The 13,201-nt window shown below is 60.8% G+C and carries 13 protein-coding genes; 6 read left to right on the forward strand and 7 right to left on the reverse strand.

Annotated features, from left to right (window positions below):
* Window positions 1–83: 83 nt before the first annotated feature.
* The 7 genes from AAE029_RS08155 to AAE029_RS08185 all read right to left on the reverse strand — a co-directional run bounded on the left by AAE029_RS08155 (window position 84) and on the right by AAE029_RS08185 (window position 7,764).
* Window positions 84–1,175, reverse strand: a complete 1,092-nt coding sequence (locus AAE029_RS08155) for a glycerol dehydrogenase (RefSeq protein ID WP_371072326.1) — start codon at window positions 1,173–1,175, stop codon at window positions 84–86.
* Window positions 1,166–1,939, reverse strand: coding sequence for an SDR family NAD(P)-dependent oxidoreductase (locus AAE029_RS08160; protein ID WP_371072327.1), 774 nt, complete (start codon window positions 1,937–1,939; stop codon window positions 1,166–1,168). The genes AAE029_RS08155 and AAE029_RS08160 overlap by 10 nt, the downstream gene beginning before the upstream one ends.
* A complete protein-coding gene (locus tag AAE029_RS08165; protein WP_371072328.1) occupies window positions 1,926–2,621 on the reverse strand; it encodes an HAD family hydrolase in 696 nt (231 codons plus the stop codon). The genes AAE029_RS08160 and AAE029_RS08165 overlap by 14 nt, the downstream gene beginning before the upstream one ends.
* A complete protein-coding gene (locus AAE029_RS08170) occupies window positions 2,618–4,120 on the reverse strand; it encodes an FGGY-family carbohydrate kinase (protein WP_371072329.1) in 1,503 nt (500 codons plus the stop codon). Before AAE029_RS08170 ends, AAE029_RS08165 begins: the two co-directional genes overlap by 4 nt.
* A 28-nt stretch (window positions 4,121–4,148) precedes the next feature.
* The gene (locus AAE029_RS08175) at window positions 4,149–5,126 is read right to left on the reverse strand and encodes an ABC transporter permease (RefSeq protein ID WP_371072330.1); all 978 of its coding nucleotides are present in this window, start codon (window positions 5,124–5,126) and stop codon (window positions 4,149–4,151) included.
* A 12-nt stretch (window positions 5,127–5,138) separates the two neighbouring features.
* Window positions 5,139–6,653, reverse strand: coding sequence for a sugar ABC transporter ATP-binding protein (locus AAE029_RS08180; protein WP_371072331.1), 1,515 nt, complete (start codon window positions 6,651–6,653; stop codon window positions 5,139–5,141).
* Window positions 6,654–6,792: 139 nt separating this feature from the next.
* Complete coding sequence (locus AAE029_RS08185; RefSeq protein WP_371072332.1) at window positions 6,793–7,764, reverse strand: substrate-binding domain-containing protein; 972 nt, start codon at window positions 7,762–7,764, stop codon at window positions 6,793–6,795.
* Window positions 7,765–7,963: 199 nt separating this feature from the next.
* Between AAE029_RS08185 and AAE029_RS08190 the strand changes: the two genes are divergently transcribed.
* The 6 genes from AAE029_RS08190 (at window position 7,964) to AAE029_RS08215 (ending at window position 13,160) form a co-directional block, all read left to right on the forward strand.
* The gene (locus tag AAE029_RS08190; protein WP_371072333.1) at window positions 7,964–8,587 is read left to right on the forward strand and encodes a glucose-6-phosphate isomerase; all 624 of its coding nucleotides are present in this window, start codon (window positions 7,964–7,966) and stop codon (window positions 8,585–8,587) included.
* A gap of 32 nt (window positions 8,588–8,619) precedes the next feature.
* Window positions 8,620–9,273, forward strand: a complete 654-nt coding sequence (gene eda / locus AAE029_RS08195) for a bifunctional 4-hydroxy-2-oxoglutarate aldolase/2-dehydro-3-deoxy-phosphogluconate aldolase (protein ID WP_371072334.1) — start codon at window positions 8,620–8,622, stop codon at window positions 9,271–9,273.
* Entirely contained in the window at window positions 9,270–10,223 is a 954-nt protein-coding gene (locus AAE029_RS08200; protein WP_371072335.1) for a shikimate dehydrogenase, read from the forward strand. Before eda ends, AAE029_RS08200 begins: the two co-directional genes overlap by 4 nt.
* 2 nt (window positions 10,224–10,225) lie before the next feature.
* Window positions 10,226–11,155: a phosphoglycerate dehydrogenase gene (locus tag AAE029_RS08205; protein ID WP_371072336.1), complete on the forward strand. Its 930-nt coding sequence runs from the start codon at window positions 10,226–10,228 to the stop codon at window positions 11,153–11,155.
* A 59-nt stretch (window positions 11,156–11,214) separates the two neighbouring features.
* The gene (locus AAE029_RS08210; protein ID WP_371072337.1) at window positions 11,215–12,027 is read left to right on the forward strand and encodes an MBL fold metallo-hydrolase; all 813 of its coding nucleotides are present in this window, start codon (window positions 11,215–11,217) and stop codon (window positions 12,025–12,027) included.
* Window positions 12,028–12,281: 254 nt separating this feature from the next.
* Complete coding sequence (locus AAE029_RS08215) at window positions 12,282–13,160, forward strand: SIS domain-containing protein (protein ID WP_371072338.1); 879 nt, start codon at window positions 12,282–12,284, stop codon at window positions 13,158–13,160.
* Window positions 13,161–13,201 lie beyond the last annotated feature (41 nt).

Consider the following 13,201-nt stretch of genomic DNA (forward strand, 5'->3'; position numbering starts at 1 on the left):
TTCATGGAATCGCAGAACCGTTGTAAGCTTTGTTTCTTCGCAATTCCGAACGGAAAACCGCTTCACATTTTTCCTGGAATTGTCTAGATGAGCGCCCTCAACGCGCCCACCACCATCTCTTCGCTGACCGCCATCGGTTCGTTGTGGATGATTTCGCCCGGTCGGCAGGCTCGCCGCGCGACGATCGCAAGCTTTTCATCGGATGGGTCCGTGATGCCGATGTCGGCCAGGCGCGTCGGCAGCCGGACCTGAAGGCAGAACTCGCGAACACGCCGGTATTCATCCTCCCGGCCCTGGATCTTCAGTCCGGCAAGCACGCCGATCGCTACCTTTTCGCCGTGCAGATGGTGATGGACGTCCTCGAGTTCGCAAAGTCCGTGATGAATCGCATGAGCGGCAGCCACCCCGCCGGATTCGAAGCCGATGCCCGAAAGAAGGATATTGGCTTCGACAACGCGCTCAAGCGCGGGGCCGGCCTCCTTCCTGTCGCATTCGGCTAGCGCTGCCGGACCATGTTCGAAGATCGTGTCGCGGCAGAAGCGCGCGACCTCGAGGGCGAGACCGACACCGGGCATCTTCATGCAGTTATGGGCACCGCTCCGGCGGCAGGCGTCGGCCTCATACCACGTCGCCAGCGCATCGCCGATGCCCGCGGCCAGAAAGCGGGCCGGCGCCCTGGCGATCAATGCGGTGTCGACGAGTACGAGGTCAGGATTGCTGGGAAGGAACATGTCGTAAGCAACCGTCCCGTCTTCGTTATAGACCACCGCCAGCGCGCTGCAGGGTGCATCGGAGGCGGCAATGGTCGGAAAGACAATGACCGGAAGATCGAGGTCACGTGCGGCAGCCTTGGTCGTATCCAGCGCTTTGCCACCGCCGACACCGATAATGACCTGCGCATCTGAATTCCGGGCCGCTAAAGCGAGCACGGCTATCTGGCTCTCCGAGCATTCGCCGCCGTGGCAGATGAGTTGTGCCTCGACATGGCCGGAAAGTGCTGCTGCCACGTCTTTTTCGACCAGCTCGAAAATCCCGCGATCGATCAGGGCGATGGCACGCCGGCCAAATCTGCCTGCTTCAATTCCAAGGCGTTCAATCGCACCTGCACCCTGGATATAGCGACCCGGAAACCGGGCGCCGCGGATGATGCCGGCCTCAGCGCCTTCTACCAGCATACATAGCCTCCGTCCGCCAGAACGATCGATCCCGTCATGAGGCTCGACGCTTCGCTTGCTAGAAACAGGATGACGGAGGCGACTTCATCGGTGCGGCCAAGACGGTTCATCGGCGTGCCGCCGACCCAGTGCCGGTACATCTCCGCATCTTCATAGACGTATTTGTTCATTTCGGTGTCGATGTAAGTCGGGGCGACGGAGTTGACGCGAACACCGCGTGCACCCCATTCCGCAGCAAGCGACTTCGTCAGGTGGTGCACGGCCGCCTTCGATGCGTTGTAATTCGCCTGCTCCTGCGGTCGGTTGACGATGAAACCTGACATCGATCCGACGTTGACGATGCTGCCGGCGCCGCGCTCCAGCATGGATTTGCCGAAGGCGCGGCAGCACCAGAAGACGCCGTTCAGGTTTACGTCGATGACTTTGTTCCAGACCTCGTCGGCCATGGTCTCCGCCGGGTGGTTGCTGATCGCGATGCCGGCATTGTTGACGAGGACGTCCACCCGGCCGTGCCGCGCGATGATCGCGTCATGAACCGCTTGGACTGTCCTGACGTCCGTCACGTCGAGCGCCTCGCTGTCGACCTTGTAGCCTTTCGCCACCAGCGCTTCCGTTGCGGTCTTCAGAAGATCGGGGTTCATGTCGGTCAGCACGACCGTGGCGCCAGCCTCCGCCAATGCTTCCGCAGCGGCAAGGCCGATGCCCCGCCCGGCGCCGGTGACCACCGCGATTTTGTCTGTCAGCCTGAATTTATCGAGATACATGAAGCGCATCCTCAAGGGTTGGAATATCGAGCTTGCCCCCCAGGCACTTGGAAAGAGAGGCTCTCAGATCATGGGGCGCAGCGATGATTGTGCCCTCGGGAAAGACCAGATCGCCGCGATGGGGCTCCGGCCAGCCGATTACCGTCATTCCTGCGGCATGACCGGCGATGGCGCCCGGAATGCTGTCTTCCACCACGATGCAGGCCGCCGGCTCGATGCCAAGCAGATAAGCGGCGCGAAGATAGGGCTCCGGATCCGGCTTGCCGTTGCGGACATCATTGCAGCTGACCGAAATCAGTCCCGGCCGCGCAAGGCCGACCGCCCGAAGATTGGCCTCGACGAGTATCCGGTCGGAATTCGACACGATGGCAAAGGGCGTGCCGCTGTCACGTAGCAAGGCAAGGGCTGCTTCCGCGCCCTGACGCATCCGCAGCAACGGAGCCGTCTCCAGATAGGTCCGATATTTCGCCCGGATATAGTCGTCGAATGACGGTGCGAATCCGACGAGGCGCTGCAGGAGGGCATGGCAGTCCTCCCCGCTCAAGCCCGTAATCGTTTCGGCGAGACCATCCGGGATCGAGTAACCCGTGGCGGCAGGGACCGCAGTCATGGCGTCGTAATGCATGCGCTCGCTGTCGACGAGCGCGCCATCCATGTCGAAAAGTACAGCGCACCTGGTCATTGCGGCAATCCGTCGAGGTCGTCGTAGAGCGACTGACTGTGCTCGTAGAGCTTTTCGAAGAAGCCCTGCATCGGTCTGTAGATCTCGGCCCAGCGCGGATCGGGGAGAATTTCCTCGTCGTAAGAGACAAAGGCATCGGCGCCTTCCTCCACGGTCCGGAAACCGCCGGTCGCCGTTGCCGCCATAATGGCGCAGCCGACGAGTCCGCATTCCGGCTCCGCGGGCACGAGGATCGGAAGATCGTAGACGCTCGCCTTGATCTTCATCCAAAGCCTGGTCTTGGCACCGCCGCCGGATGCGATAATGCGCTGCAGAGGCGCCCCGGAAATGCGGTCAAGTATATTGATGTGACGCTTGACGGCGAAGGCGACGCCCTCGAGAACCGCGCGGTGCATGTGCGCGAGACCATGGGCCGCACCGATCCCGAAATACTGCGCCCGCGCGTTGCGGTGGTCACCGAGGCGCTCGCCGGTCAGATATGGCATGAAGAACAATCGTTCCGAACCCGACGGCGCCTCGGCCGCCTTTGCGACGATATCCTCGTAGGAAAACTGCTTTTCGTGAAAGGCACGGCGCGCCCAGCGCATCGCGTCGCCACCCGATTCCAGAAGCATGAAGGCGCCCCAGTTGCCTTCCACTGTACCGACGTTGCAGACCGAAGGATCCAGAAGGGGCTGGCGGGCGATCGCAGTAATGATCGCCGAAGTGCCCATGACCTCCGAACCGATGCCGGGTCGGCAGACGCCCGAGCCGAGAAGGGCCACGGGATAATCGGCGCCACCGACCAGAACCGGCGTGCCTTCCAGAAGATTGGTCTCCACCGCTGCCGCGGCGGTTACACGCCCTAAGACCTCGACCGGATTGCGAAGCGGCGCGAGCTTGCCGCCATCAAGGCCAAGCAGTGCGAGCATCTTCTGCGACCACTCGCCCGTCTTGGGATCCATGAGGAAGCTTGCGCCGCCATCATTGCGATCCATGGCGATTTCACCCGTCAGCCTGAGATTGATGTAGTCCTTCGGCATGAGGACTGCCGCGGTCCGGCTATAGGCGATCGGGTCGTTGTCGCGCAGCCACTGCAGCTTGAACCCCGGCCAGGCCGGGGTCGGCGGATTGGCGCAATCGGCCAGATAGCTTGCCGGCGCATGCGCAGTCTCGAAGGCGGTGACGTAGTCAACGGTCCGCTTGTCATTCCAGAGCGGCGCGGTCTCCCTTACCAATTCACCGCCATCGCCCACGAGCACGGTGCCATGCATCTGGCCACAGGCTGCAACTGCTGCAATCCTCGCCCGCGCACCGGACACCTTGCCCAGAACGTCACGGACGGCACTTGCAACACCCTGCCACCAGTCCTGCGGGCGCTGTTCGGACCACCCGAACTGCGGGACGATCTGCTCGTGCTCACGACTGCAGACGCCGAGGATCTTGCCTTTGGTATCGATGAGGGCTGCGCGTACGCTGCCCGTGCCGACGTCGATGGCGAGAAAGAGATCTTGATGCATGGCTTTCATTCCCGGCGAGGGCGCAATGCTATTTGCGGAACCAGTTGGAGGCGTATTGCAGAAGCATTGCACCGATGATGATGCAGCCCATGAAAACCTGCTGGTGATAGCCGGGCACGCGGGCAAGGTTCATCATATTCGCGATGATGCCGAGCACAATCACACCGACGAACGTATTGAAGACGCCGCCGCGTCCGCCCATCAGGCTTGCACCGCCGATCACGACAGCCGCGATCGCGTCGAGCTCGGAGCCGACGCCGATATTGGCTGAACCAATGCCGGTGCGGCTCGTCGATACGATGCCGGCGGCAGCGGCCAGAACACCGGAAATGACGTAGACGGATGTCGTGTAGTAAGCGACCGGAATGCCGGATAGCCGCACCGCCTCGACATTTGAACCGATCGCCTTCACGAGACGGCCGAAGCGCGTGAAGACAAGCACGATGCCGGCGACGACGAAGACCATTGCCATCAGAACGACAGGATAAGGAATGGTCGCGATCGAACCCGAGCCGAAAGTCGTGATGAGTGCACCGGCATCGCCCATCTGGATAGGCTGTCCGGCCGAGACAATGAGCGAGAGGCCGCGGGCAACCGTCATCATGGCAAGGGTCGTGACGAATGGCGGCAGTTTCAGGAAGGCGACAAGGACGCCCGATACCAGGCCGCATGCCGCCCCTGCCAGCAGCGCGCCACCGACCGAAGCACCGGTGCCGTAATCCTGGATGATGATGGCCGAAAGCACGCTGCCGAGCGCGGCAACGGAGCCGACGGAAAGGTCGATGCCACGCGTCAGGATCACGAACAGCATGCCGATCGCCATCAGGCTCGTGCCGGCGCTCTGGCGCAGCACGTTTATGATGTTGCGCTGCGTCAGGAAGACATCCGACATCGAGCTCGCAACGATGAGGAGCGCGATCAAAATGGCAATCGTTCCATAGCGATGCAGGATGTTGCTGATGTTCAGCGAATGCGGGCGGTGGGCGGTTTCAGTAAGTTCGGTCACGGCTTTACCCAATCAATTACTGGTCGCGATGGCTTCGGCCTGCGTGACGGTGTTGACCATCGCCAGCTTCAGCAGTTTCTCTTCTGTATAATTTTCGGGATCGAGCGATCCGGTCAGTTCCCCCTCCCGCATCACAAGGATGCGGTCGCAGAGTCCGAAGAGCTCGATATGTTCGGACGATATGACAAGGATTGCCCGACCCTCGGCCGCAAGCGACTTGATGAGGGAATAGATTTCAGTCTTGGCACCGACGTCCACCCCGCGGGTGGGTTCATCGAAGATCAGGAGATCGCCATCGGCGTGAAACCATTTGGCAAGCACGACCTTTTGCTGGTTGCCGCCCGACAGACTGGATGTCGGATCGTTGAGGCTATCCGCCTTGATCCGCAAACGTGATGCCAGTTTCTCGACGGTTTTCATTTCGGCAGAGCGGCGGACAAAACCGAAGGCATTCACGAGCGGCGCCAGCTTCGACATGGTGGCATTGACACGGATCGGGAAATCCAGAACGAGACCCTGTTCTTTCCGGCTTTCGGGCACAAGGCCGATGCCGGCCTTGACGGCATCGCGCGGACTGTTGATGCGGACTTCCTTGCCGCGCAGGAATATCCGTCCGGACGTCGCCCGTTCCGCCCCGAATATCATTCGCACCAGCTCCGTCCGCCCGGCGCCGACAAGCCCTCCGAGGCCTACAATCTCGCCTGCCCGCACGCTCAGCGAAACATCGCGAATGCGTGCGCCATCGGAAAGGCTTTCGACGCGCAACACCTCCTCACCGCGCTTGCGTTCGACGTCCTCACCGAAAAGCGCCCTCAGCGAGCGGCCAACCATCATCCGGATCACGTCATCGATTTCGACATCCTTGCGATCGACCGTCGCAACGGAGGCCCCATCCTTCATCACCGTGATCCGATCGGCGATCCGAAACACCTCGTCGAGACGATGCGAAATATAGATAATACCCACGCCGCGGGCGCGCAGGGTGCGAATGATGCCAAGCAGGCGCTCGGCGTCGCGGACGGACAGCACCGCAGTCGGCTCATCGAAGACCATGACACCGGCATTGCGGGAAAGCGCTTTGGCAATTTCCACGACCTGCTGATGGGCAACGGAGAGATCCGAAACCGTGGCGGACGGCGATATCGAAAAGCCGAGGCTGGAAATGAGATCGGCAGCGCGCTGATTGAGATCGCGCCAGGAAATAACGGAAGGGATTTCGGCGAGGAAGATATTTTCCGCGACCGTCAGATCGGTCGCCAGCGCCATTTCCTGATGGATGATCGCGATGCCCTTGTCGAGAGCATCCATCGGTCCGCGAAACTGCTGTTCCGCGCCGCCAACCTTCACGGTCCCCGCCTCCGGGATGTATTCGCCGCCAAGCACGCGCATGAGCGTCGACTTGCCTGCACCGTTTTCACCCAGGAGCGCATGAACTTCACCGGCGCGAAGCGCAAAATCCACGCCTTGCAAGGCGCGAACACCGCCGAAGGTCTTTCGGATCCCGGTCAGCTCAACAACAGTTTCCATAGCGTCACATTCTACAGGTCGTGATCCGATGCCAATCGCTCCATGAACATCAAACGCATGCCCGGCGTCGGCACCAAAGGTCTTCGAATGGGTGGACCGGCGCGGCGGACGCCGCACCGGCCACAGGGAAGATCTGGTCTTAGAATACCGCGTCCTTCTTGAGATACTTGTCGACATTGTCCTTGGTGATCGCCGTCGGCGTCGTATAGGTGATCTTGGAGATGTCGGCAGGCAGGTTGCCGTCGAGGGCCTTCTTGGCAAGATCGACGGCGGTGGCGGCCACAAGCGCCGGATCGTTCAGGCCCGTTGCGCCATATTTGCCGTCCTTGATGGACTGAAGCGCTTCCTTCTGTCCGTCCGCAGCTGCCAGGAAGAGCACGCCATCCAGGTGGTTTGCCTGCTCCATGGCCTTCTGCGCGCCGAGAACCATCGAGTCGTTCTCGCCGAGCACGACGTTGACATCAGGGTTGGCCGTCAGAAGGTCTTCCATCGCCTTGAGGCCGCCCTCGTTGGTCCAGCCGCCCCAGCCCTGGCCGACGACTTCAAAATGGGCTCGCCCTTCGTTGCGCAGCTGTCCTTCCGTCAGGCCGGCGAGCACGCCGAGGCGACGCTCCTGGCCGACTTCATTGCCCTTGTCGCCGGAGATCAGCGCGATCTTCAGGTCCTTGCCCTTGGTGTTGTCGGCTAGCCACTGGCCGACGAGCAGGCCGTTCTGGGAGTTCGAGGACTGCACGAGAGTGACGAAGTTGGCTTGCGGATCGATCGTCGAGTCGATGACGAAGACCTTGACGCCGGCTGCCGTCGCAGCGTTGACGGCCGGGACGAGACCCTTGCTGTCGCGCGGATTGATGATCAGCGCGCCGATGCCCTGCGCGACCATGTCTTCCACATCGGCGACCTGCTTGTTCAGATCGTTCTGGCCATCGACGGAGATGACTTCGCAGCCGAGTTCTTCGGCGTGCTTCTTGGCGGAGACTTCCTGTGCGGCGAAATAGGGCGCGTCGAGCGTCTTCATGGAAACGCCGATCTTGCAATCGGCAGCCTCGGCAGCCGACATTGCCAGCAGCGATGCAGCCGCGCCGAGGGCCAGCTTCATTACGGTCTTTTTCATATCTTTTCTCCTCCGAGTGGGCGCACCAGGCGCGAGCCAGTTCCATTGGCTGATATGTAGCGTAATTACGCACTTTTTTGGCGTCAACATATTTTTTAGGCGTTTCTCGTAATTTCGATGGGAATATTGCCCAAAAATTTCGCTTGCACGTGCAATGTGATCTATTTATGTAATTTTACTACCAAATGGAGGATGCATCATGATGCGGGAACCAGTCTCGAGTATCGTCGATCCGGTCGGCGGCGGAATGAGCGGAAATACGGGCCGCTATGAGAAGCGCCTGAGCGATCTCAATGGACTCTACGCTGACGCGGAGGCGTATCGGGCTCTGCTGAAAAAGGTCGGCGACATCGTCGTCTACGACGTGGAAGACTATCGTCCGGGCACACATAGCGGCGACCTGATCTACGGCGTCACGCGCATGAATCCCGGCCGCGTCGGTGATGAGTACTTCCTGACGCGTGGCCACATTCACGCCAAGGCAGACCGTCCGGAGATCTATTTCGGCCAGAAAGGCCACGGGCTGATGCAGCTCGAATCGCCGGAAGGCGAGACCCGCATCGTCGAGATAAAGCCGCAGACCATTTGCTATGTGCCGCCCTTCTGGATCCACCGGTCGATCAACATCGGAGACGAGGACCTGGTCATGGTCTTCGCCTACCCATCCGATAGCGGCCAGGATTACGGGATCATCGAAACATCGAACGGCATGCGCCACCGTGTCATGGCCAGAGACGGCGGCGGCTGGCAGCTCTTCGAAAACTCCGCCTACATGCCGCGCAGCGCCGAAACTGCCCGCACCCTGATGAAGACCTACGCCTGACGTGGTCCCGCCATATTGGAGAAATTTTGACCATGAAGAACCCAATCGACCTGATTGCCGGTCTCGGCGTCGTCCCGGTCATCGCCATCGAGCGTGCTTCGGATGCGGTCGCGCTTGCCGATGCACTTCTCGAAGGCGGATTGCCAGTTGCCGAAATCACGTTCCGTACGGAGGCTGCGGCAGATGTGCTCGCGGCCATGCGGGACGCCCGTCCGGAGCTCTGCATAGGCGCCGGCACCGTGCTCGACACCTCCAATCTTAAGAAAGCGATCGACGCCGGTGCGCGTTTCGGGCTGGCGCCGGGTTTTGACCCGGAGATCGTCGATGCCGCGAAAGCCGCCGGCCTGCCGTTCTGCCCAGGCATCATGACGCCCTCCGATCTGACCTTGGCGGCTGCCCGTGGTGTGCGGCTTGCAAAATTCTTTCCGGCCGGCGTCGCCGGCGGCCCGAAGGCTCTGTCAGGCATTTCCGCCCCCTTTGCCCATCTCGGTATCCGCTTCATTCCGACCGGTGGCGTGACCGAGGCAACGATCGGTGAATGGCTGGCGCTAAAGCAGGTCATTGCCGTCGGCGGCACCTGGATCGCCAAGACCGAAGATATTCGGGAAGGACGTTTCGCAGCGATCGCAAGGAATGCGGCAGCAGCCGTGAAGGTCGCCGAGGAAGCCCTGGAGAAGCGCGCGTGAGCACCTACGAACCAGCAACGAGCCCGACCCTCTATTTCATCGGCGTCACGACCGGCAAGAGTTCGATCATGAAGGTCTTCCCCGCCTGGGCCGAGTATCTCGGCCTGAAGAATGCGGTCATCAAGGGGATCGACTTCAAGCTGCACGATGATCCTTCCGCATACCGGAAGGCCGTCGAATTCATCCGCGACGACCCGCTGTCGATGGGGGCGCTGGTCACCACCCACAAGATCGATCTCTTCCATGCCTGCCGGGACCTCTTCGACGTGATCGATCCTCACGCCCTGTTGATGGACGAAACGAGCTGCATTTCCAAGCGCAATGGCAAGCTCGTCTGCCATGCGAAGGATCCGATATCTTCAGGTCTGTCGATCGATGGATTCCTCGGTGAAGACTACTATGAAAAGAACGATTCGGATCTCTTCTCGATGGGTGCCGGAGGCTCGACGATCGCGTTGACCTGGCATCTGATGCGCAAAAGCCGCGGCAACAACGTGCCGGCCCGGATCGTCGTGACAAACCGCAGCGAGCATCGGCTGGACGAGATCAGGCGCATTCACCAGCAGATCGAAAGCAGCGTCCCGGTGGAATATCTCCTGGCTGAAAGGCCCGAAGACAATGATGCGGTTCTCAAGACGCTGAAACCCGGCTCGCTCGTCATCAATGCCACGGGTCTCGGCAAGGACGCGCCGGGTTCGCCGCTTACTGATGCCGCGATATTCCCGGTGCGTTCCGTCGCCTGGGATCTGAACTATCGAGGCGACCTGATCTTTCTGGATCAAGCCCGGCGGCAGCAGGGCGCAAAGTCGCTGCAGATCGAAGACGGCTGGACCTATTTCATCCACGGATGGACGCAGGTGATCGCCGAGGTGTTCGATGTCGTCATCCCGACGGCCGGGCCGTCGTTTGATCGGATTTCGGAGATCGCGCTCAAGGCGGCAGGGAGATAAGGATGAACCAGCGCATTCTGGTCACACCGCGCTCGCTGACGGCCGAGCCTCATCCTGATGTCGAACGCATGAGAGAGAGCGGCTTCGAGATCGTCTATTCGACCGCCGGCGCCATGCCGAGCGAGCAGGAGCTGATCGATCTTGTGCCCGGCTGCGTCGGCTGGCTGGCCGGCGTGGAGCCCGTGACGCCGAAGATCATCGAAGCAGCGGAGAAGTTGAGGGTCATCAGCCGCAACGGCGTCGGCATCGACAATCTGCCGTTGGACGTACTCAACAAGCGCGGCGTCAAGGTGATGATCGCCGAAGGCGCCAATTCGATGGGCGTTGCCGAACTGACCATCGGCCTGATCTTCAGCGCCTTGCGATCGATCCCGCATTCCGATGCCGGCATCAAATCCGGTGGCTGGCCGCGGCTGCGTGGTTCGGAAATCCATGGCCGGACGGTCGGCATCGTCGGTTGCGGGGCGATCGGCCGCGAGGTTGCGCGCATGGTCATTGCGCTTGGCGCGCGCGTGGTCGCATTCGATCCTGTCCGGCCAAATCTCGACCTCCCCTCGCAAGCCTTTGCCTATGCGGACGTCGACGCCATCATTGCAGAATCCGACATCCTGTCGCTGCATTGCCCGCTGCCGCGCGACGGTTCGACTTTCCTGGATCGGCGACGGATCCTCGCAAGCAAAGAAGGTCAGGTTCTCATCAACACCGCACGCGCCCGGCTGGTGGATGAGGACGCGCTGATAGAGGCTCTCGATGCCGGCCATATCGGCTGCTATGCGACCGACGTGTTCGAACAGGAGCCGCCGGCCTCTCTCGATCTCGCGGCTCATCGCCGCGTCATCGCAACCAGCCATATCGGTGGCTTCACCGCTGAAAGCGTCGATCGCGCGACGCGGATCGCCGCCAACAACCTGCTTGCGGCACTGAAATCGTGAGGCAGACCATGCGCGGCGAGCTTCAAGAGAATCCGTTCGAAGGTCCCCTTAACGAGTGCTTGAACAGGCGCCCTGAAGGCGGCCTTCGGATCTTTTGGCTGGGCCAGGCAGGCTTCGTTGTCGATATCGGCGGATACCGACTCGTCATCGACCCCTATCTGTCCAATACGCTCGCCGAAAAATATGCAGGCACGCCGCGTCCGCATATCCGTATGATGCCGCCGCCCATCCTCGCGGAGTGTGTTCCTTTCGTCGACCTCGTGCTTTGCACGCATGCGCATACGGATCATATGGATCCAGGCACGTTGCCACCGTTGCTCCGAGCCAATCCGTCGGCGAAATTGGTGGTACCCCGCGCGACGCGCCAGCAAGCTGTTGATCGATCCATCACGGCGGAGGAGCACCTTGTGCTTGCGCGGGCCGGAGAGAAACTTTTCCCCCTGCCCGACCTGTCGATCATCCCGACAAGGGCCGCGCATGAAACTCTCGAAACCGACGCCGAAGGCAATCATCGCTTTCTCGGCTACGTCATCGATGCCGGATCCGTGCGTATCTGGCACTCGGGCGATTGCGTCCCTTTCCCCGGTCTGGAGAGCGAGGTCAGCGCGTTTATGCCAGACATCGCACTGCTGCCCGTCAACGGCAGGCGCCCCGAGCTCTCCGGTCACGGCGTGCCTGGAAACTTCTCCCTCGAGGAGGCGATCGAGATCGCGCGCGGTGTCGGCGTCACGGACGTGGTCGCCCACCATTATGGGCTCTTCGACTTTAATACCGAAAGTCCGCAGACCATTGATGCCGCAGTCGCTTCGGTGAAAGACGTGCATCTTCATCGCGCCAGGACCAATGTTGCGTTTTCCTGGCGTGGCGCATGATGTGCTCAATACAGAGCCGTGCCTCTTATGAGACGCACAAAGGTCGCTGTAACACCTTGAACTGCTGCATGGACGCGGTCTTGCTCTGGCAGAACGAAACTCTTAGCCTTTGTGCAAGAGCCGGATGATTTCAGGTCGAATCGATCTGAAATCTGAATCCGCCTCTCAATCAAAAAGTAAGAGCGGGATGTCACTCGAAAACCGCGCACACTTTTCGGCATCCCGCTCTAAACAATGCAGGAAAGGCGATCCGCATGGATAGCGACATCCGGACCAACAGCGGCCGGAACATCATCGAGATCATCAGGACGATGCGCCCAGAATTGCGCAAATCTGATCGCAAGGTGGCCGATGTCGTGCTGGAGGATCCGCGCCGCATCTTGAATGCGACGGTTGGCGAGACCGCTGCTCTTGCTGAGGTCAGCCAGCCGACCGTGTTGCGTTTCACGGCGGCGATCGGTTGCAGCGGCTTCCAGGACTTCAAGATACGGCTTGCCCAGAGCCTCGCCTTCGGCACGCCTGCAACGCATTCCGTATTGCTCGATACCGACGGTCCGGAAGTCATTGCCGAGAAGATCTTCGACTATACGATGACGAGCCTCGATTGGGCGCGTTCCAAGCTCGACAAGGCTGCGCTGAACAAGGCGATCGACGTCCTGTCGGCCGCCCGTTCGATTGTCTTCTTCGGATTTGGCGCCTCCGGCATCGTTGCACGTGACGCCCAGCAGAAGTTTCCTCTTTTCGGCGTTCCCTGCGGTGCCGAACTGGATTCGCATCAGCAGCTGATGGTGGCTTCGATGATGAAGCCGGGCGACGTCGCCTTCGTTATTTCAAACACGGGCACGACACGGTCGATCATCGAGATCGCCCGCATCGCCAGTGATAACGGCGCAGTCGTCATCTGTCTCACCGGATCGGAATCGCCGCTGACGCATTACTGTGATGTCGCGTTGATCGTCGAGACTCTTGAAAACACCAACATGTATACGCCGACCATCTCCCGCATCGCCGCGCTGGTCGTCATCGACATCCTGTCGACGAGTGTTGCCATGCGGCGGCCCGAGAGCGAGCGCGCCCGCATCAGCCAGATGAAACGGCAGCTGAGCGATATGCGAAAGATGCAGCCGATCTGACCGGCACTCACGGTCGGAAGAGCATGCCGGGATTCATTCCT

This window comes from Sinorhizobium sp. CB7 (genome assembly GCF_041357635.1).
In the GTDB taxonomy this organism is placed as follows: domain Bacteria; phylum Pseudomonadota; class Alphaproteobacteria; order Rhizobiales; family Rhizobiaceae; genus Rhizobium.

Coding starts and splice junctions, on each gene's coding strand:
- AAE029_RS08205 (WP_371072336.1), top strand. CDS start 10,226: ATGAACCAGCGCATTCTGGTCACACCGCGCTCGCTGACGGCCGAGCCT.
- AAE029_RS08190 (WP_371072333.1), top strand. CDS start 7,964: ATGATGCGGGAACCAGTCTCGAGTATCGTCGATCCGGTCGGCGGCGGA.
- AAE029_RS08170 (WP_371072329.1), bottom strand. CDS start 4,120: ATGCATCAAGATCTCTTTCTCGCCATCGACGTCGGCACGGGCAGCGTA.
- AAE029_RS08165 (WP_371072328.1), bottom strand. CDS start 2,621: ATGACCAGGTGCGCTGTACTTTTCGACATGGATGGCGCGCTCGTCGAC.
- AAE029_RS08160 (WP_371072327.1), bottom strand. CDS start 1,939: ATGTATCTCGATAAATTCAGGCTGACAGACAAAATCGCGGTGGTCACC.
- AAE029_RS08155 (WP_371072326.1), bottom strand. CDS start 1,175: ATGCTGGTAGAAGGCGCTGAGGCCGGCATCATCCGCGGCGCCCGGTTT.
- AAE029_RS08180 (WP_371072331.1), bottom strand. CDS start 6,653: ATGGAAACTGTTGTTGAGCTGACCGGGATCCGAAAGACCTTCGGCGGT.
- AAE029_RS08215 (WP_371072338.1), top strand. CDS start 12,282: ATGGATAGCGACATCCGGACCAACAGCGGCCGGAACATCATCGAGATC.
- eda (WP_371072334.1), top strand. CDS start 8,620: ATGAAGAACCCAATCGACCTGATTGCCGGTCTCGGCGTCGTCCCGGTC.
- AAE029_RS08185 (WP_371072332.1), bottom strand. CDS start 7,764: ATGAAAAAGACCGTAATGAAGCTGGCCCTCGGCGCGGCTGCATCGCTG.